This is a genomic window from Pseudoalteromonas sp. TB51, from assembly GCF_000498055.1.
In the GTDB taxonomy this organism is placed as follows: Bacteria; Pseudomonadota; Gammaproteobacteria; order Enterobacterales; family Alteromonadaceae; genus Pseudoalteromonas; species Pseudoalteromonas atlantica.
In genome coordinates this window covers 1-19,188 of record NZ_AUTO01000347.1, presented here as the reverse complement: position 1 = coordinate 19,188, position 19,188 = coordinate 1, and the positions used below count along the sequence as shown (strand labels likewise).

The following is a 19,188-nucleotide window of genomic DNA, read 5'->3' as shown; positions in this document are numbered from 1 at the left end:
CGGGTGCCTCAGCCGCTATTTATTCTGCTCGTAAAGGGTTAAACACCGGTATAGTTGCCGATAGATTTGGTGGCCAAGTTGCCGATACGTTGGCTATCGAAAACTTTATTTCGATTAAAGCCACTGAAGGTCCAAAGCTTGTTGCTCAGCTTGAAGAGCATGTTAAAGAATACGATGTAGATGTAATGCATAACCAACGCGCAGCAGGGCTTGGTCGCGGTAGTAATGGTTATGAAATTACCCTTGAAAACGGGGCTACTTTAAAAGCTAAATCGCTTGTTTTAGCAACCGGTGCACGCTGGCGTGAAATGAACGTCCCTGGTGAGCAAGAATATCGCGGTCATGGCGTAGCTTACTGCCCACACTGTGATGGTCCGCTATTTAAGGGTAAGCCTGTTGCCGTTATTGGTGGTGGTAACTCGGGTATAGAGGCGGCTATCGACTTAGCTAACATTGTAGAGCATGTAACTGTGCTTGAGTTTGCTGATACGCTGCGCGCTGACGAAGTACTTATTCGCAAAGCGAATAGCTTAAGCAACATCACTATTATTAAAAATGCGCAAACCACTGAAGTAGTAGGCGATGGTAAAAAAGTAACCGGACTTAATTACACTGACCGTGTAACAGGCGAGGAAAAATCATTAGCACTTGCAGGTATTTTTGTACAAATAGGTTTGATCCCTAATACCGAATGGTTAAAAGAGAGCGACCTTACACTAAGCAAGTTTGGCGAGATAGAAATTGACGCTAAAGGCGCAACCTCATTACCGGGCGTTTACGGTGCGGGTGACGCGACAAATACGCCGTTTAAGCAAATCATTATTGCAATGGGTAGTGGTGCAACAGCAAGCTTAGGGGCGTTTGATTACTTAATTCGCCATAGCGAGCAAAGTAACCAAGACAAAAATGCAGCTTAATAGGCAAACCTTCTCTTGATGTAACAGCAATAGGTACACCCAAAAGCTGTTTGTTAACCCAAGCCGCCCTCTCCAAAGGCGGCTTTTTTAATGCTTATAACAATATCTCTATTAATCACAGCCACCAGAATCCCCACCGCAATCATTATTAGAGTGTGAGTTATTACTAGCATAAATTGAAGAGTCAGTGCTTGTATAAGTTGAACGGCCTTGTGATGCCTTACCACTGATAAACGTAACTAATAGCAATACGCTTGATACAATAACAACGATTATTGATGAACCCCATTGCCCTGTAGAAATGCCTTTAAATATGGCTAACAACAGTACAGTAAAAAGTAATGTTCTTATTATATTTCTCATAGTATGTCCTTACTAAATTAAAGCGAATTTACTTTAGCTGTATGTTCTAAGGCATTAGAAAGCGCTTTTTCTATGTGCGGAAGCTTAAACGGCTTAGAGACAAACATATCCATGCCTGCTTGCTGGCAAGCTAGTTTATCTTGCGACGATGTATTAGCAGTTAGCGCTACAATGTAGGTGCTTTCGCTAGGGCAAATACGTTGCGCTCTCAGCGTTTTAGTGGCTTCAAAACCATCCAGGATTGGCATAATGCAATCCATAAAAATAAGGTCGTAATGCTTTTGCTTACACTTAAAAATAGCGTCTTGGCCATCAATGGCGCAGTCGGCTTTTACGTTTAACTTATCAAGAGAGGCATCAAGCACACGGCGGTTTATATCGTTGTCATCAACAATAAGTACACTGAGCGAGTGGCTGTTTAACTCAATTTTTGATTTAATATCGTCTATTACTTGCTCTTTACCAAGCTCTAGCGGAATATTAATGCTAAACGTTGAGCCTTTTTGTAGCTCACTTGTCACCTTTATTGTGCCGCCCATGTATTCTACAAGCTCTTTTATAATTGCTAGGCCAAGCCCTGTGCCCCCTTTATTATTTTTAGCGTCAACCTCTTGTGTAAACGGCGAAAATAAAGACTCTAAAAAGGCAGGGGTCATTCCGCGACCAGTGTCAGAAACAGTGATACCAAGAGATAACGCATCGTTATTATTTATGAGCTGTGTTTTAAGTTTTACATGGCCTTGCTCGGTAAATTTTAATGCGTTACTTAATAAGTTAGAGGTAATTTGGCTCAGGCGTGTGCTGTCGCAAAAGGCCCAGCAGCTATCATCAATTGTATTTTCTATGATTAATTCAACATGGGTTTCTTTAAATAACGGGGTATATAAAGAGGCTAAATCACTAAATATGGTTTTAAGCAGTACATCGGTTGGCTCTAGTTTTAATTCACCATGATTAATTTTAGAAAAATCGAGTACTTCGTTGATAATATTAAGTAAAATATCAGCGCTGCGTAGCGCTATTTTTATTTTTTCGTCTCGTTTTTCAGTGTCTTTTTCATCTGTTAAGGTGGTGAGCATGCCAGTTATGCCATTTAGCGGGGTGCGTAACTCGTGGCTAATTTTAGCAAATAGCATACTTCTATCTTCTAACATATGCTCTGCTTCGGCTTTTTTCTTTTTTAGCGCTTCTCTAAGTAATATAGATTCGGTAATGTCTTGAAATGTACCAAATAGCCTTATGCAATTACCTTCGTGAAACTCGGCTTCTCCAAAAGTCGAAATCCAAATTTCTTGGTTTTGTGCAGTGATAACCTCAAGTTCTAAATCCCATTTTTCACCTTTGTTTATGGCGTTTTCTACCGCTTTATTTATGGCTTCTCTGCTGGGGCCCTCTTTGTAAAACTCAATTGCGTTATCAACTATTGGCTGGTAGTCATCGGCTACCTGATGAAGGCGTTTAGTTTGCTTACTCCAATAAACTTTGTTCTCGATTAAATCGACCTCCCAAGTGCCGATATTAGCGATGTTTTCGAGCTTTGAAAGGGTGTAGCTATTTTTTAAAAGTTGCTCTTTCGTGTCTATTTTTGCAAATTCAGATCCTAACCATTGGGCAAATAGCTCAATGTAATCGTAGGCTTCGTCGCTAAATGCAGTTGACTCGTTAGGCGATGAAAAGTTAACCGTGCCAAAGGTTTTATCGGCTACTTTTATAGGTGCGCCAATGTAGGACTCAAGTTGAAAATTTATGTAACAAGGGTGAGTTGCAATCGTACTTTGTGAGGCTTTATGAAACGATAGCGCCGAGCCCGCAGATAACGTATGGACGCAATAGGTGCCATCTAGCTCAAATTGTGTACCGGGTAATAAGGCGTTATCGGGTGTTAGAGCATGTAATACTGTGTACGTATTAGCATCAATTTTACTAATTATTGCTACATCAAGGCTGAACACTTCTAGGCCAAACGCGAGTAGGTTTTTAATTTTAGAATTAAAATCCAGAGTTTGGTCTGAGACTATATCGTGAAAACGCCTTAAAAAGTTCACCGCAATTACCTTAATTGTATTTTATATCGTTATGCGTATCGGCAGATAGGCACATTTATTTATATGTTTTTAACAGTTTATACCAACAGGCGTAAACCGTTGAGCAATATATTGAGTAATGGGTGTTAGGCTATCAACACGCGAACTTAATTGTTTTGCTCAATTAGCAAACTTTTCCCATTAATAGGTAGAATTAGGCGTGTATTCTGGGTTTATGTCGCCGCCTACTTCTTCTGGGTCTACATCGTTTATAAGCAACACTTCGCGCACGGCTTCAATATGATCAAGCACCGTTTGATAGCGCTCGCCATATTCGTACTTTGTTACTTCAATTGCTTGCGGCATGTAAGTAAATGCAATTTTTAGTGCGTGTAACGCGTCTGGATTGATTTTATCGCTCATAAATTTCTCTCATTTTATCAATGTATAGTGATTTGTTTAACAGCTGCAAAAAGAGCCTGCCTAGGGACAATTAGCTTTTTGCATATGCCTTAACAAAATAACAATAATTATAGAGTTTGTTGACTGTTAAAGTTAAAAATTTGCCTGTTTAGTCGTTATTTTAATGGGCTAAGCAGTTAAGCACTGATCAGTATGATAACGCAGTTGTTTTTGGGATTATTTAAAACATTTTTAGCTCATCATATTTGCCTACCTAAATACCAAGTATGCTCAAAAAATGTAATTTTATAAATAAACAGGCATTGATTGTGCGAATAAAAAGGAGCTTGTTCGCTTATTAAGTAACGATAATATGTTGCATAAATTTACAAATGCGCAATATAATGCAAATAGTTGTTATTTGCATGTGCAGGTGTGCGCGCCTGCTATTTATTAAATGAGCTAAAAATGAATAATAAAAAAACCTTTAGCGCTACAAAGCGTCGCCATTTAATGGCGTGCGTATTGGCATTGGTAACCGCTACGGTGATGATCACCGGGATGACTACCTACTTGCCATTACAAATGAGTGAACAAATTTTACTGCCTATTTTACTGTTTCCAATTATTTGGGTTGGGCTTTTTATATATGCCTACATTAGCGAAAAAGCATGGCAGCCATTTTTACTCATGATCACTTTGTGTTTAGTGCATGGAATTTTAAGTTATTTTGCATTAATGCAGGGGCAAGGATGAAATCAATTACTTTAAAAAAGCTATTTTTATTACATAGTTGGGTGGGCGTAGTAACCGCCGTTTTATTGTTTGTTGTGGCATTTACCGGCGCGTTAGCAGTACTTGCAAGGCCTGAGCTAAAAATTTGGGCCAACCAATCACTGCAGCAAACTCAACATATTCCTAATAGTGAAATAAGCACATTAGTTAATACATACCACGCTCAAGTGCCCAAAGAGTTTGGTGAAAACATTCATGTGTTTATGCCAACAGGGCATAATTTTCACTTATTGGCTTTAGTATTTGAATCGCACCATGGTGATGAAAATTACCAGCAAGAAGTACTTCGGGCATTTGAATTTGACCCAGCGAGCTTAGCGTTGGTAAATACCTACTATGGCCCCAGTAAGCAATATTATGCCAATAGAAAAACAGATGCAGCCAGCTACATTGGTGAGTTTCACGCTGACTTACATTTAGGGCGACCTATAGGGCTTATTTTAACTGGGTTTTTAGGTTTAACATTATTAGTAAGTACGGTAACTGGCTTATTTATACATCGTAAATTAATTAAAGAGCTGTTCACCTTTAGGTGGCACAAAGGCTTAGATGTAACCATAAGTGACGGCCACAAGGTAATGGGCATTTGGGGCAGTATTTTTAATATTGTAATTGGCTTTAGTGGCGCATTTTTAGGGCTCGCAACCGTAATTTTACTACCGGCAGCAGCTTTTGTTAGCTTTGGAGGCGACCAAGATAAGTTGATAGAAACTTTTACAGCTATTCCCGAGCCAATAATTAGTCATGTAAATCAGCCAACTAACATAACCGCTATTTTAAGTGATGCGCAGCAACGCTACCCACACGCTGTTATTTTAGATGCCACGGTAATGGCGCATAACGATGCTAACGCACAAGTGTATTTACGCCTTTTAGGAGGCGAAGCCGTGGCTTCTCAGTTATTGCATTACAATGGGCAAGGGGAGTACATCACTTCAATGAGTAGTTTTGGCGATATAGCAGGGGTATCAATTAAAATTATTGAAATACTCTTCCCACTCCATTTTGGTAATTTTGCTGGCTTATTTGTCAAGTTACTTTGGGTAATGCTTGGCTTAGCATGTGCCTTAATGCCACTTTCAGGCATGATGATGTGGTTAGCAAAGCGTACCAGAGGCAGCACACCAACGCTTAGCGCTGGCGCGTATGCAAGGTGGAACCGCTTTATTATAGGCAGTTGCGGTGGTTTAGTGCTTGCTTGTTGTGTGTTATTCCCTGTGCAAGTACTTTTAAACTATGCCGTGGCTGGTGTTGAGCACAATGCTTACTTTGGGCCGGTATTTTTTTACACGTGGTTAGTATGGCTAGTAATTGCAGCATTTTGGCAAAACTATAAAAACTACTTTAGAGCAACCTTGTTGCTTTGCGCCTTATTCTTAATAAGTGTTTTACCACTTAATAGTGTATTGGGCGTTAATAATGTTATTAACGCAAACAGTACCCTAGTGGCATTTACAGATATTAGCTTTTTAATTGTGGGACTGGCGTTTTTATGGGGATACTTAAAAACAAAACCTGATGCCATAGCACTTGCAGAGGTAAAAGCAGCATGAGCACCGTTATGATAGTTATTGCGCTAGCGTGTTTACTGGCCGCTTTATTATTAATGAGAAGTAAGCACTACAATGTAGCCTATAAGTGGCTGTATTGTTGTGCTTTAATAGCTATTGCCTTAGCGTTTTTTATACATGTTTACGCTGTGCTAGCGGGGATTGTATGCACCATTGCAGCGTTTACTATAATGGGCATACTGGTTGCGCTATCTAAAGGGAAACAACACACTTAGCTTAAAAAGGCTTTGGCTGTATCAATTCCCATTTTGTACCCATCGTTAAGGCGTTTAACATTTTTTGTTGTACGGCCCACTCTAAATTGGGGCGGTGGAGCAATAATATTGATTTTGCAATCTTCAGGCGGGTTATTAATAAAATCTATGCTGCTGTTATAAACATGCGCTCTGTTAATCGAGCTATTTATTAAAGCAGGGTAGTTTTTATAAAGTTTTTTGGTTAACCACTGAGATTTACTTGGCTTTTTTCTATAGCCTAGTGGCTGAGAAAGCACCACGGTTATTTCTTGAGCACCCATTTCGTATGCTTTTATTACGGGAATAGAGTCTGCTACGCCGCCATCGGTCATCGCAATATCATTAATTATAGGGTAGTTACGATACGCAATTGGAATCGCGCACGATGCCTTAAGTTGCTCTACCATCGCATCACTACTTGCTTTAAGGTAATGGGGCTTCCCTGTGGTGATAGCTGTAGAGACGATATAAAATTCGTGAGCTGCCTTTGCAAAGGCTTCTGTATTGAGGGGGATTTCTTTAATGGTTGCTTGCCACAGCCAATCTAAATCAAATAAGTGGCCGCCTTTGATAAAGCGCGCTAAGTTAATAAATTCAGGCCGACACGAAAAATCGGTAATAACATGGTAGTTTCGTTTAGGTTGTTGGCATAAATAAGCGGCTATATTGGTAGCGCCAGCAGAAACCCCAAAGTAATTAGTAAAAGGTTGATAGCGCTGCGCTAAAAACTCATCCAACACGCCGGCGGCAAAAATACCGCGCATTGCACCTCCCTCAACCACTAAAGAATGTTTATTTTTATTATTAATCATACTATTACCTCCCTTTTGATGATATTACCAACTAACCAAGTAAAGCGCGATAAAATGCTGAAATAATTATACCCATTTGTCACAATACTTAATTCACTTAAGGGATTAAACTTAGCGCTAACGGCGCTAAAAATTTTGATATAAACAGAGCAATAACGAAGCTTTTACCCTGTAATCAACATGGTTTAGTATTTAAAACTAAATCACTTAATTAAGCTATTTGGTATTAGTGCACTGTTTAGCTTAAAAAAAGCGTTTAGCTGCTTATGTGTTTTGTTTAATCGTAAGTGTTGGGTATTTCTGATAAAGTATTTATTAATACAAGGCTTTGTTAATATTAAAGAATCGTTATTTATGACTGACTTAAGTGTGACCGTATTTAGTAATTTGCAAAATAAGTTAGGTGAAAGCCCGCTTTGGCACCCTTTGCTTGAAACGCTATTTTGGGTAGATATAGAAAAAAATCTCCTGCTAAGTAAGTGTTTAACAAAGCCTGACTCACTAACACAAGTTGAAATGCAAGATACGGTTTCGGCTTTAGCGTGGCTTGATAAAGCACACCTTATTATTGGCACCAGTACGGGTATTTATAAATACCATATAGCTTCTGGGGTGCGCCAAACGCTCACATTTTTAGAAAATACCCAGTCCACACGGCGCTCTAACGATGGTCGAGCCGACCCTTGGGGTGGTTTTTGGCTAAGCACTATGGATAAAAACGCCCGCTCAGGCGAAGGTAAGATTTACCGTTTTTATCAAAATTCGCTTAATTGCGTGGTGCAAGGTTTAACCATTCCCAACGGGTTATGTTTTGATAAAGCGCGCTCACGTGCTTATTACTGCGACTCAAAAGCCAGCTGTATTTTTACTTTAAATGTAAACCCAGACAGCGGCGAGCCTATATTACCCGCCCAAGTTTTTTATCAATTTAAAAATACCCAAGTAGACCCAGATGGCTGTGTGATTGATGCCCTTGGCAACTTATGGCTTGCGGTATGGGATATGGGCTGCGTTATGTGTTTATCGCCAGATGGGGAGGTTTTAAACACACTGCCACTTGCTGCAACAAAACCTACAAGCGTTGCGTTTGGTGGCAATAACGCACAGTGGCTATTTGTAACTTCTGCAGATGACAGTAATGTAAAAACTAACCAGTCATTACAAGGTAATGTATTTAAAATATCAGGTATAAAAAACGGGCAGCTAGAGCCGCCCGTAATAATATAAAACGTTACGGGGCAGGGGCAACCCACATAACACCTACCTCTTTTTTAACCACTATTACTTTGGTGCCAGCACTAATGGGTTGTGTACTTTTGAGTTGCCAGCTTATGCCAGAATATTGATGTGTTGTTATTTCTTTATCTGAAACATCTTTTGCTAATACAAAAGTAAGATCGGCGAAATCGCTATTTATTTGCTTAGAATCTACATTTTCTTGCATACGTTTCATGGGTTTCCATAAAAGTAGTGCCAAAACAGCGGTAATGATGGTATTGCTCCAAAGTGCCGCTGTAATAGTTTCGGGTAGTACTCCTGCAACCATTAATAGCCCAGAAGTAAGCAAAGACAACCCCAAGAAAAGCAGAATAATAGTAGATAGCCCTAAAACGGTGACTTCTATTATTAATGCAATAATACCTATAACCATTAAAGCTTGTGGTAAATTTTGCGAAATTAGGTCCATATATTCTCCTAAATTAAGCTAATAGGCTTTATTGCAGCTTTTGCGTTTTATTTAATGTATTGATAATAGACATACCTTGCGCTACGAGCGAGCTAGCATCGGTGGCGTTATCGGGAAGTAAAACGACCGATGACTCTTTAGCTATGGCCTCTTTTGCAGCGATAGCCTTAGTTGCAAGGTCTAATTGGATAGCTTTTTGTCCTTGCTCTGTATCTGCTGCAGCACCTACTTCACGCAGAGCATCTGCTTGTGCTTCAGCTACCGCAATAATGGCTTTTGCTTCACCTTCTGCTCTGAGTATTTGTTCTGCTTTTTCTGCTTCTGCGGCAAGTACCTGCGCCTGCTTTTTACCCTCTGCAACATTAATATTTGCTTGTCTGTCACCTTCGGATTCTAATATTTGCGCGCGTTTTACACGTTCAGCTTTCATTTGTGCTTCCATTGCTTCCATAACTGATTGAGGCGGCACAATATCTTTTATTTCATAGCGTAAAACCTGTATACCCCATGGCTCAGCTGCTTGGTTAATAGCTGCCACAATGTTGGTATTTAATAAGTCACGTTCTTCAAATGTTTTATCTAGTTCCATTTTACCTAACTCTGAACGCATAGTTGTTTGCGATAATTGAGTAACAGCAAATACATAGTCATCCACGCCGTATGTTGCTTTGTAAGGGTCAAGTACTCGAAAGTACAATACACCGTCAACAATTAGAGAGATATTATCTTTTGTGATGGCTGACTGTGAGGGAACATCTTGAGCTTGTTCTTTCAAACTACGGTCTGCAGCAATGCGGTCTATAAATGGCACAATAAAATTGAGACCGGCTTCTTTAGTTGATTGGTATTTTCCAAAACGCTCTATTAACCATGCTCGGTTTTGAGGTACAAACTTAACACTACTTTTTAGAAGTACAATTACAAAAACAAGTAAAAATGCTTCAACAGTAAATACCATATTTAGTATTTGATTGATTGGATCCATTTAAAAATTCCTTATGAGAGTGGAGTTGCTGAGTTGTTGTATTGTTTATAATTTCAGCGTGTATAGATTATCACTACTTGAATTTATGCACCACAAAAACAAGCTTTTAGTGAGTGGGTTTAAATTGGCACACCTTATTACGGCCTGTTTCTTTTGCGGTATAGAGTGCTTGATCGGCTTTGCTTATAAAGCACTGTGGCGTGCTATTTTTATCAGGCGTGGCTGAATAAAAACCGATACTTAATGTTAAGTACTCACTTACGGTAGAATTATTGTGTTTTATGCCTGCCGCGTTAATTGCTTGTTGAATTAAGCGGGTAAATTGCTGGCAGTCTTGCTCATTAGTTGCCGGTAAAATGACGGCAAATTCTTCACCGCCATAGCGCGCGGCTAAATCGCCTTCGCGTCGGCATTGCGACTTAAGCGCAGCTGCCACCTTGACTAAGGCTTCATCGCCTTGTTGATGGCCGTAGCTATCGTTGTAATTTTTAAAAAAATCAATATCGCACATAATTAAGCTAATGGGTTGCTTTGCACGTGCGCAGCGTTTAATTTCGCTCTCTAGTGCTTTGTCAAAACAACGCCTGTTTGCAATTGTGGTGAGGCTGTCAGTATTTACAAGGTGGTTAAGCTTTTGATTTGCGGTAATTAGCTGTTGTTGAATATGCTGAAGCTCTTGCTTGTAGTTTAAGTTTTTAAACGCATTAGCGATTATTTCACCTACTAGTTTTAACCTAATTAAGTCTAAGTCTGTCCACTCACGTTTTTGTTTTACACAATCACAACCAATAAAACCTACTAGCTCCTTATCGTAGCGAAGGCCAATACACAGTACCGATTGAATACCTTCACGCTCAAGTTCTTGTTTTTCTTTAGCCGCTTTTGCTGGGAGGCTGGCAACATCATTTACTTTAAATAAGTGTGTGGTGCCCATTAAATTAGCAAAGTAGGGGAGTGAGTTTTTTGGTATGTGCTGTAGTTGATCTTTAAATGGCTGAATACCTTGGTTAACCCACTCATGGGTGTTACGCATTGACTTACCATCGTCAGAAAATTTAAATAAGTAGCTCCTATCGGCATGGCATACAGTGCCAATGGCTTTAAGCGCAAACTCTATATGAGTATCAATATCGTCAATTTGAATATCTATTAAGTCGGTAGAAATTTTTGAAATAATTTTATCAAAGTTATATTGCGCATCTTCGTTGTGTTCAATTATCTCAAACGTAGCAATGTATAAGTGACTATTTAGCGAGGCAAGTTTGGCGTTTAGTAATAGGCCGTGTGTTTGTTTTTGTAAAAATACGTGGCAGTTAGTATTTATAACTAAGTATTTTTCAAACAATTGCGCAACAGTAAATTGTTTTTTACTTTCTGGACTACTTAGCGTGAGGTGCTTAAAGTCTGCATCTTTTAAGGTTGGCTGTGAGGGTAAATCAAATATACTCTGCGCTTGAGTGTTTGCTTTATAGGCTTGTGTTTTAGCATCATAAAGTACAACGGCAAACGGAATAAGCTTTATAGTACTCCACATATCTTCGATTGGTTTTAAGCCCACTCATTGCTCCAGTTGATTTTACATACAATTTAATTGTTCCTACTATGTTATTTAGTACAACTTTAGCTATTTTGCTAAGTTTTTAGTGCGTTTAAGAGGGCTTCGTATTACAATTGCTACTGTATATCATTACCCTTTTCTACTCTAAGCCACCTGACGGCTTATTTGCATTTTAAGTATAGGTTTTTCAAGCATTTCATGACAGAAATCACTACACACCAGGCGTCTCGTCGTCGGTTACTTATCGCTTTAGCGATAACATGTTCATTTATGGTAATTCAGGTAATTGGCGCTTATTACGCTAATTCGCTTGCTGTACTTGCCGATGCAGGGCACTTATTTGTGCATAATAGCTCGCTATTTATTGCCCTTATTGCCTCAAGCTTAGCAATTCATTTTGCTAAAACCTATAACGATGGCTATCAACGCGCTGAGCTCATTGGTGGTTTAATTAATGGTTTACTGTATTTGGCGATAAGCTCCGTAATTTTATATGAAGGTGTAGAGAGAATTTCCCATCATAACGATGGCCATGATTTAGCAATAAACAGCTTTTTAATGTCGAGTATTGCTTCTGTAGGGTTTTTATTTCATGGTGCTGCAGCGTGGGTACTTTATAAAGGCCGCAAAGCAAGCATTAATGTGTACGCTGTATTTTTACATTCGTTTTTTGACATTATATCGACCATTTCTACGTTTATAGCTGGCGTACTTATTTATTTTACGGGCTGGAGCATTATTGATATTTTATCGAGCATGCTAATTGCCTCGTTTGTGTTATTTACCGGCGGTAAAGTGATCACGAGCTGTATTAAGGGGCTGTTCTTTAATAACGCTAAGTTGCCTAAAGTGAAGGATATTGAGCAGTCAATTACCGATTTAGAACATGTGCATAACGTACATAATGTGACGGTGTCGCGCAAAGACAGCGATATTATTGTCGGCGCTCACGTGGTGTTAAAAGAGCATTGTACAATTGAAAAGCACGATGAAGCCTGCCGCTTAAAAATAGAAAAACTTCTCGCTGCGCGTTTTAATGTTAAAAGCAGCGTACTGCAAATAGAAAGCCACGAATGCCAGCATATTCATAGCTAACTTTTTATTAAAGTGTGAATATGCTCATGTGTTTCGGGGTTTTGTAATTGCTCTGCACGCATTGGTTTTGCAAAATAATAACCTTGTAAAACATGACAACCCAACCCTTCTAAAAAGGCTTTTTGTTGCTTAGTTTCAACGCCTTCGGCTATGCAATAAAGCTCCAAGTTTTGAGCTAAAGTGTAAATGGTTTTGATGATCGACTCATCACTTTTATCAACCCCAATGCTGTTAACAAAGCTTTGATCTATTTTAATGACATCAATAGGGAACTGGCTCAAATAAGTAAGTGATGAGTAGCCGGTGCCAAAATCATCGAGTAACAGCTTAAAACCAGCCGATTTTAACTTTTGTAGTTGCTTTGCGGCTTTTTGCTTGTCTTCTAGGAGTATGTTTTCTGTAATTTCTAGGCGCAGTTGTACTGGGCTCATTTGATGATGTTTTAATATATTGGTCAGCTTGGTTGCTATATTCGTCCTTAAAATGTGCTTTGGCGACAAGTTAAGTGAAATATAAAATAATGGGTTGCTGGCCAATGTAGGGGCTAGCTCAGTTAGCGCGCGCTCTAAAGCTTGCTCCGTTAATGCTTCTATCAGGCCTGTTTCTTCAGCAATAGGGATAAATAATGCCGGCGAGACAAATTGGCCGTTATTTTCCCAGCGCATAAGTAACTCAACCCCATTTATTGTTTGTGCGTGCGTGTCTATTATGGGTTGGTAGTGATTAAATAATAGATTATCTTTCGCAGCATCTTTTAAATCGTTTTCGAGGATGAGCTTTTGTTTTATTTGCTCGTTCATCGAGTCGTTAAAAAACTTAAACCCGTTTCGGCCAGCTTGCTTTGCATGCATCATGGCTACATCGGCGTTTCTGATCAGTAAATCCGTCGAGCTGGCATCAAATGGGTATAAAGCCACGCCAATACTGGCTGATATATTAATAGAAAAATCTTCGATAATGACCTTATTGGCAAGTTCTGAGCTGATACTTTTGACTATGTTATTTAGTGCGGCTATGTCTTCTACGTTATCAATAAGCACTAAAAATTCGTCACCGCTTTGGCGGCCTAGCGTGGCATTACTTGGCAACATAGCGCTCACTCTTTGGGTAATATTACACAGTAGTTGATCTCCCACTGCGTGGCCAAATGTGTCGTTTACCGGTTTAAATTTGTCTAAATCTATAAATAGTAAAGCGCTTTGAGTGAGCTGCTGGTGAGCTTTTTTAATCGATTTACCAATTTTTTGATGCATTAAACTGCGGTTAGGTAATTGTGTAAGGGGATCGAAATTGGCTAAATAGCGCAGCTCGTCTTCTGCCTTTTTTTGCTCGGTTAAATCCGAAATAACAATTACATAGTAACTTATGCTATGTGTATCTTTAGCAATTGCAGTGGCACTTATATGTATGGGGTGGTGCGGGTTAGTTGCAGTTTTAATAACGGCATCAGTTCGCCAATTTTGTTTTGCTGTTAAGCTTTTTAATGTGCTGGCATAGCTTTTACATTGCGTTTTACCTATCGCATTAACAAACACTTTTAAGCTAAGCGGATGTTTATGAGTTTGCGAAAAGGTTTTTATAAAACTGTTATTTGCAGAAACCGGCACCAAATTATTATCTAGAATAAGCAGCCAGTCGTTTATTTGCCCAAACGCCTCACCTAAAATGTTGGCTTGCTGCTCATTGGCACGTTGCTCAGTTATGTTGGTATATATGCCAGATACAGATACCGGTTTATTTGTTTGCTCGTCATAAATAATTTGCCCTAAATCTTGATACCACAACCAATGGCCAAGCTTATGCTTTAACCGGTAAGTTGCTTGCCAATGCTCATGCTTTTTTTGTTTGGTAAAATTTAACCAGTGCGAAATAACCCGAGGTTTGTCTTCAGGGTGAATTAAAGCTAAATAATGTTTTAATGGAATACGGTTTGGCAAATTAGTATACCCAAGCTCACTCCCCCGGCTTGTATTTACCGAATCGTCGCTGTAATGGTAATCCCAAATGCCACTTTTATTGTTACTGAGCGCAAGCTCGGTTTGTTTTTGTGAGTGTATTGTCGCTTTTTGCGCATTAGCTATGGCTAGCTGTCTGCTTCTGTATTGCCAAAACAGTAAACACAGCACAGTTATAATAATTAAAATATAAGCCGCATACGCATAAGGAGACTTCCACGGCGCGTATGCCACATTAAAATTTAACAGCGCTGGCTTTGATTCAGTCGCACTATTAAAATTATACGCGCTGGCCTTTAATTGATAATTACCTGGTGGGAGCTTTGTAAAAAATATTTTGTTTGCTTTTAAATCATCATACTCTAGCGAAGTAGGTCCTTGAAGCGTAATTTTGTACCGTGTTTCCGCGCTATTTTGAAAATCAAAATTAGAAAAGCTGACCTCCAAACCCATATCCTCATGTGTTAATTGCAATGCAGAGGTGGCAAACTGATTTGGCTGATAATCTAAATCGCGCGACATTAAAGTTATATCGGTTATTGAGGTTGTTGTTTGCGTGCTTTGCTGTAAAAACTCAGCGGGGTTAAACGAAATCGCACCATAACTGCTGCCAAACATTACATTGTTATTTTTAAGTGTAATTGCCCCTAAAGTGCTAAATAAATTAACAGATAAACCATCTTTTACTGTAAAAACTCGCAGTCTTAACATATCAGTATTTAAGCGGTACAAACCATTTTTACTGCTAAACCATAAATAGCCATACTCATCGCTAATAAGTGAATAAATAGACTGCGTTTTTAAGGCGTTACTTACGTTAAAGTGGTGCTTTTTTTCAAAGCTTTGCGCATCAATACCCACTAGGCCTTCGCTGGTTGTTGCTAACCATAAAATATTGTTTTTATCGGTTAACCAGTTTTCGACTGTGTGGTAATTTTGGCTGTCTTTTTTACTGGTTTTATAAATAGTGGTAAGTGTGTTTGTTTGCTCGTTAAACCGGTAAAAATGGGTAGTTGTACTTAATACAAATTCATTTGGGTAATCATCAAAAGGTCGATGAAAAGTATAGGCCTCTAAAGGGTTTACATGTTGTTTTAACCCGTTAATTTCGCGCGTTAAGCCTGTTTTGCCATTGTACACATAAAAACTGTGATCATTATAAAAAGCGAATGTGTCGGGGGCTACCTCAGACAAACCATAAATAACCGCACCTTCAGACAGTGCGTTATTTAAATCTTTTTTTGCAACGGCAGTGCCTGTTTCTTTGTCAAATAAAATTAAACTGTAGTACCCCGTTAGCCATAAATACCGCGAAGTGGAATCTAAATGCGCTTTATTAATTGCAAAAATAGCGTATTCACCATAAACCGCTTTAGGGTCTTGTGAGGTTAGGTAGTAGGTTGTTTTGTTTTTAGCATTTACATGGGCAAGGCCATTATCGGTGCCGTACCACATAGTTAAATCTTCGTCTTGGTAAATACTGTTTATATAGTTGTTTTCGGGTAGGGTGGTTTTGTTAAAGCGCCGTGTATTTATTGACCAAGTAAGCACGCCTTGAGTGCGCGACGCCAGCCAAAACACGCCACTTGAGTCGACCATTAAATCGTTAATAGTATTTTCGGTAATATTAAATTTACTTTGATCAAAGCTAAGAATTAACTCAGTGGTGCCCTTTTCTCGGTTAAATTCGAACAAGCCATGCTCTGTGGCAATAAATTCGCCATAGGGTGTATTGCTGTAATCCCAAATATTGTAATCAGCAATCACGCTTTTAGTGCTTTGAGTTGTAGTTGCTCCTGCTGAGCTATTTAAACTTAATGCGTACATGCCCTCAACGGTGCCTACTAATAATCCTAGCGCGGGGTCTACAGATAAAAATTTAACATTACTGTTATCGACTGTTTGTTTATCGGGGGTATGTAAATTAAGAGGGGTTAATGACTCTGTTTTTAGGTCGTAACTAAATAAACCAGTTTGAGTGCCTATAAATAGCGTATTTTTGTAATATTTTAATGCGCGCACCACGCTGTTTTCATTGCCTATAGTAAACTCTAAAGTAAGTAAATTTGTTTTAGAGTTAAGTGAATAAACGTTGTTTAAAATGGCAAGGTAAAAGGTATCTTGGTGCTGAGCTATCGCTTCAATAGAAGCGAAACTAGCTGTATTACCTGCAAGATTGCCCGAAAATATATTACGAGTAGTTAACGTTTTTGGGTTAACTAAATAGGCACCGGCAAGCTCAGTAGAAACAATTATATTGCCTGCATGCGTTTTAAATAGTGTAGTGATGAAGTTTTCGTTAAGGGTAAATCCGCCATCAAAAGGGGTTACCGTATAGCCGTCAAATCGATTAAGCCCTTGCGCTGTGGCTATCCAAATATAACCTAAATCATCTTGCAAAATTTTAGTTACGTAATTTTGGGATAAACCTTCATCGGTAGATATTCTTTGTAGTTGTTGAGCATAATTTGTGGAGGCCGATACGCTAGTAATACAAAGAAAACATACAGTGGTGAAGAGAAAAAACAAAATACTCAATCGCACTAATAAACTCGCTCTAGGGCAGGGGATATACATATAAAAGTTAAATATAGCACATTTTTTAAAATGTGGATTACAACTTATAACAACTTAATTAAAGCACTAAGTTAGTTATTTATAACCATTTAAGCTACGCTTACTAATTATAATTACTTAAAACGGGGTGTTATGGTTAGTCACAAAAATTTATCTGCAGATAACAGCGTGTTATTAGTGATAGATATTCAAGATAAGCTTTCTCCCGCTATTAGCGAATTTTCTGATTTACTAGGGTGGGCAATAAAAATTGCCAACGTAAGCGCCCTTTTTAAAATTCCTAGCATAGTGACTGAACAATATCCTCAAGGGCTTGGTGGTACAAACAGGCTTTTAAAAAACACCCTTATAAACGCACAGACTGTTGAAAAAACACATTTTAGTGCGTGTAATGAGCCTGCATTTAATGCTGTGTTTACAAAGCTTACGCGTTCACAAATTATAGTAATAGGCACAGAGGCGCATGTATGTGTTTTACAAACTTGCTTAGATTTAATAGCCCAAGGATTTGAGGTGCATGTAGCGGCAGATGCTGTGGGTTCACGAAATACGATGCATAAATCGCTAGCTCTAGAGCAGTTACAACAGGCAGGGGCAATAATTACAAGCGTAGAAAGTATCATTTTTCAGTGGACAAAAAACGCAGCATTACCTGAGTTTAAAGCGGTTTTATCAATTATTAAGTAAAGTTGGCAAGCTAGGCTATATTGATAATTAAATGTGGTCGTAATTATGAGTTAATACGTACAACCCCTGATTTTGTTTAAAAAAATTTTAATAATTAAAGGTATTTATGAATAGTGTAAGTCGTTTATTCACCATAATATTCATTTTTTTGTTTGTAGAGTCTATCGCCCTAGGCTTGTACTTTGGGACACTTACACAAGCATTTATGGTCGGCCTGAATCGCCCCGTGTTTGCCAGAGACTCAATAACTTGAGAAACTGGAACTATGAAAAAATCAAATCGCTATACATCAGAATTTCGTGAACGTGCAATTAGGCTTGTTACCACACAACAGCATGAATACCCTTCTCTTTGGGCTGCGCTAGTATCGATTTCAGATAAACTGGGATGTACCCCAGAAACACTTAGAGCATGGGTCAAGAAATCTCAAGCTCAACCGTCTAAACCCTCTTCTAATACGCAATCAACTGAAGAACGCCTTGCCGTCTTAGAGCGCGAGAATAAAGAGCTCAAGCGAACGAATGATATCCTGAGGCAAGCTGCCGCTTTTTTCGCCCAAGCGGAGCTCGACCGCAAACAGAAGTAATAGTGGATTTTATTGATGCTTGCAGAGAGCATTACGGTGTCGAGTCAATTTGCAAGGAATTGCCGATTGCACCATCAACGTATTATTCTCATAAACAGATACAAAGAGAGCCTGAGCGACTGTCTAACCGCAAAAAGCGTGATGCTGAGCTGATAATACTCATTCGCGAAGTGTGGGAGGATAATATGTCAGTTTATGGTGCAAGAAAAATATGGAAGCAGCTACAGCTTGACGACCATCAAGTCGCCCGCTGTACAGTCGAACGATTGATGCGAGTTATGGGAATTCAAGGTGTTCGTCGGGGTAAAGCACATAAGACAACGATACCTGACGAGCAACAAGATAAGCCACTTGATTTAGTTAATCGTCAATTTACTGCTGAGCAGCCAAATCAACTTTGGGTAGCTGACATCACCTATGTTGCCACATGGAGTGGGTTTGTTTATGTCGCTTTCGTGATAGATGTTTTTTCACGATACATTGTAGGTTGGCGTGTATCAACGACAATGCACACAGAGCTTATTCTTGATGCGTTAGAGCAAGCTATTTGGCATCGTGGCAACCCCGAAGGGTTAATTCACCACAGCGACAGAGGCAGCCAATATTTGTCTATACGATACACTGAGCGACTTGCTGAAGCTGGAATTCAAGCGTCTGTAGGCAGTGTGGGTGACTCTTATGACAATGCATTGGCTGAAACAATAAATGGATTATTTAAAACAGAGATTATTCGCAGAAATGGCCCGTGGAAGAATGTTGATGCTGTTGAATACGCAACGTTAGAGTGGGTCAATTGGTTTAATAATCAACGCTTATTATCTTCAATTGGGTATATTTCACCAGCTCAATATGAAACAGACTACTATGATAATTTAAACGAGTCAGGTAAAGTGGCCTGACTTAAACAAACTGGTCTCCGATGAACTCGGGGCGATTCA

At 39.1% G+C, this 19,188-nt stretch carries 16 protein-coding genes and 1 other annotated feature; of the genes, 8 read left to right on the top strand and 8 right to left on the bottom strand.

Going from position 1 to position 19,188, the window contains the following annotated elements; all coding sequences use genetic code 11:
* Positions 1-917, top strand: a 917-nt coding sequence (locus tag L650_RS0122290) for an FAD-dependent oxidoreductase (protein WP_029774447.1), incomplete at its 5' end; no start/stop codon positions are given.
* Between the two features lie 111 nt (positions 918-1,028).
* Here the strand turns inward: L650_RS0122290 and L650_RS0122285 are convergent.
* The 3 genes from L650_RS0122285 to L650_RS0122275 form a co-directional block, all read right to left on the bottom strand.
* A complete protein-coding gene (locus L650_RS0122285; protein WP_004587115.1) occupies positions 1,029-1,280 on the bottom strand; it encodes a hypothetical protein in 252 nt (83 codons plus the stop codon).
* 17 nt (positions 1,281-1,297) lie between these two features.
* Complete coding sequence (locus L650_RS0122280; protein ID WP_029774446.1) at positions 1,298-3,325, bottom strand: ATP-binding protein; 2,028 nt, start codon at positions 3,323-3,325, stop codon at positions 1,298-1,300.
* Between the two features lie 180 nt (positions 3,326-3,505).
* Positions 3,506-3,727, bottom strand: a complete 222-nt coding sequence (locus tag L650_RS0122275) for a hypothetical protein (protein ID WP_024032720.1) — start codon at positions 3,725-3,727, stop codon at positions 3,506-3,508.
* A gap of 447 nt (positions 3,728-4,174) precedes the next feature.
* Between L650_RS0122275 and L650_RS0122270 the strand changes: the two genes are divergently transcribed.
* Genes L650_RS0122270 through L650_RS0122260 form a run of 3 tightly spaced genes read left to right on the top strand, consistent with a single transcriptional unit; the run spans position 4,175 to position 6,287 of the window.
* The gene (locus L650_RS0122270) at positions 4,175-4,462 is read left to right on the top strand and encodes a hypothetical protein (RefSeq protein WP_029774445.1); all 288 of its coding nucleotides are present in this window, start codon (positions 4,175-4,177) and stop codon (positions 4,460-4,462) included.
* On the top strand, positions 4,459-6,054 hold the full coding sequence (locus L650_RS0122265) for a PepSY-associated TM helix domain-containing protein (protein ID WP_029774444.1): 1,596 nt from the start codon (positions 4,459-4,461) through the stop codon (positions 6,052-6,054). Before L650_RS0122270 ends, L650_RS0122265 begins: the two co-directional genes overlap by 4 nt.
* Complete coding sequence (locus L650_RS0122260; RefSeq protein ID WP_029774443.1) at positions 6,051-6,287, top strand: hypothetical protein; 237 nt, start codon at positions 6,051-6,053, stop codon at positions 6,285-6,287. Before L650_RS0122265 ends, L650_RS0122260 begins: the two co-directional genes overlap by 4 nt.
* On the opposite strand, the gene L650_RS0122255 is transcribed toward L650_RS0122260, so the two are convergent.
* Positions 6,284-7,120 (bottom strand): patatin family protein, encoded by an 837-nt coding sequence (locus L650_RS0122255; RefSeq protein ID WP_029774442.1) that lies wholly within the window; start codon positions 7,118-7,120, stop codon positions 6,284-6,286. The genes L650_RS0122260 and L650_RS0122255 overlap by 4 nt on opposite strands.
* Before the next feature lie 354 nt (positions 7,121-7,474).
* On the opposite strand from L650_RS0122255, the gene L650_RS0122250 reads away from it, so the two are divergent.
* Positions 7,475-8,347, top strand: a complete 873-nt coding sequence (locus L650_RS0122250) for an SMP-30/gluconolactonase/LRE family protein (protein WP_029774441.1) — start codon at positions 7,475-7,477, stop codon at positions 8,345-8,347.
* Between the two features lie 4 nt (positions 8,348-8,351).
* Here L650_RS0122250 and L650_RS0122245 read toward each other — a convergent pair whose 3' ends face one another.
* The 3 genes from L650_RS0122245 to L650_RS0122235 all read right to left on the bottom strand — a co-directional run bounded on the left by L650_RS0122245 (position 8,352) and on the right by L650_RS0122235 (position 11,350).
* Positions 8,352-8,807 (bottom strand): NfeD family protein, encoded by a 456-nt coding sequence (locus L650_RS0122245; protein WP_029774440.1) that lies wholly within the window; start codon positions 8,805-8,807, stop codon positions 8,352-8,354.
* 28 nt (positions 8,808-8,835) lie between these two features.
* Positions 8,836-9,792, bottom strand: coding sequence for an SPFH domain-containing protein (locus L650_RS0122240; protein WP_029774439.1), 957 nt, complete (start codon positions 9,790-9,792; stop codon positions 8,836-8,838).
* A gap of 106 nt (positions 9,793-9,898) precedes the next feature.
* The gene (locus tag L650_RS0122235) at positions 9,899-11,350 is read right to left on the bottom strand and encodes a diguanylate cyclase domain-containing protein (protein ID WP_085065559.1); all 1,452 of its coding nucleotides are present in this window, start codon (positions 11,348-11,350) and stop codon (positions 9,899-9,901) included.
* Positions 11,351-11,548: 198 nt separating this feature from the next.
* Between L650_RS0122235 and L650_RS0122230 the strand changes: the two genes are divergently transcribed.
* The gene (locus tag L650_RS0122230; protein WP_029774437.1) at positions 11,549-12,445 is read left to right on the top strand and encodes a cation diffusion facilitator family transporter; all 897 of its coding nucleotides are present in this window, start codon (positions 11,549-11,551) and stop codon (positions 12,443-12,445) included.
* On the opposite strand, the gene L650_RS0122225 is transcribed toward L650_RS0122230, so the two are convergent.
* On the bottom strand, positions 12,442-16,977 hold the full coding sequence (locus L650_RS0122225) for an EAL domain-containing protein (protein WP_164835582.1): 4,536 nt from the start codon (positions 16,975-16,977) through the stop codon (positions 12,442-12,444). The two genes, L650_RS0122230 and L650_RS0122225, sit on opposite strands and share 4 nt — an antisense overlap.
* 132 nt (positions 16,978-17,109) lie before the next feature.
* Here L650_RS0122225 and L650_RS0122220 point away from each other — a divergent pair, with 132 nt between their 5' ends.
* Both L650_RS0122220 and L650_RS0122210 read left to right on the top strand, forming a co-directional pair.
* Positions 17,110-17,664 (top strand): isochorismatase family protein, encoded by a 555-nt coding sequence (locus L650_RS0122220; RefSeq protein WP_029774435.1) that lies wholly within the window; start codon positions 17,110-17,112, stop codon positions 17,662-17,664.
* A gap of 265 nt (positions 17,665-17,929) precedes the next feature.
* Positions 17,930-19,149, top strand: a protein-coding gene (locus L650_RS0122210; RefSeq protein ID WP_223230517.1) for an IS3 family transposase whose coding sequence is annotated in 2 segments (ribosomal slippage) — positions 17,930-18,218 and positions 18,218-19,149 — 1,221 coding nt in all. Because the reading frame shifts where the segments join, the coding sequence is not laid out codon by codon here.
* Positions 18,208-18,324 (top strand) — a sequence feature (AL1L pseudoknot). (Overlaps the previous gene by 117 nt.)
* Positions 19,150-19,188 lie beyond the last annotated feature (39 nt).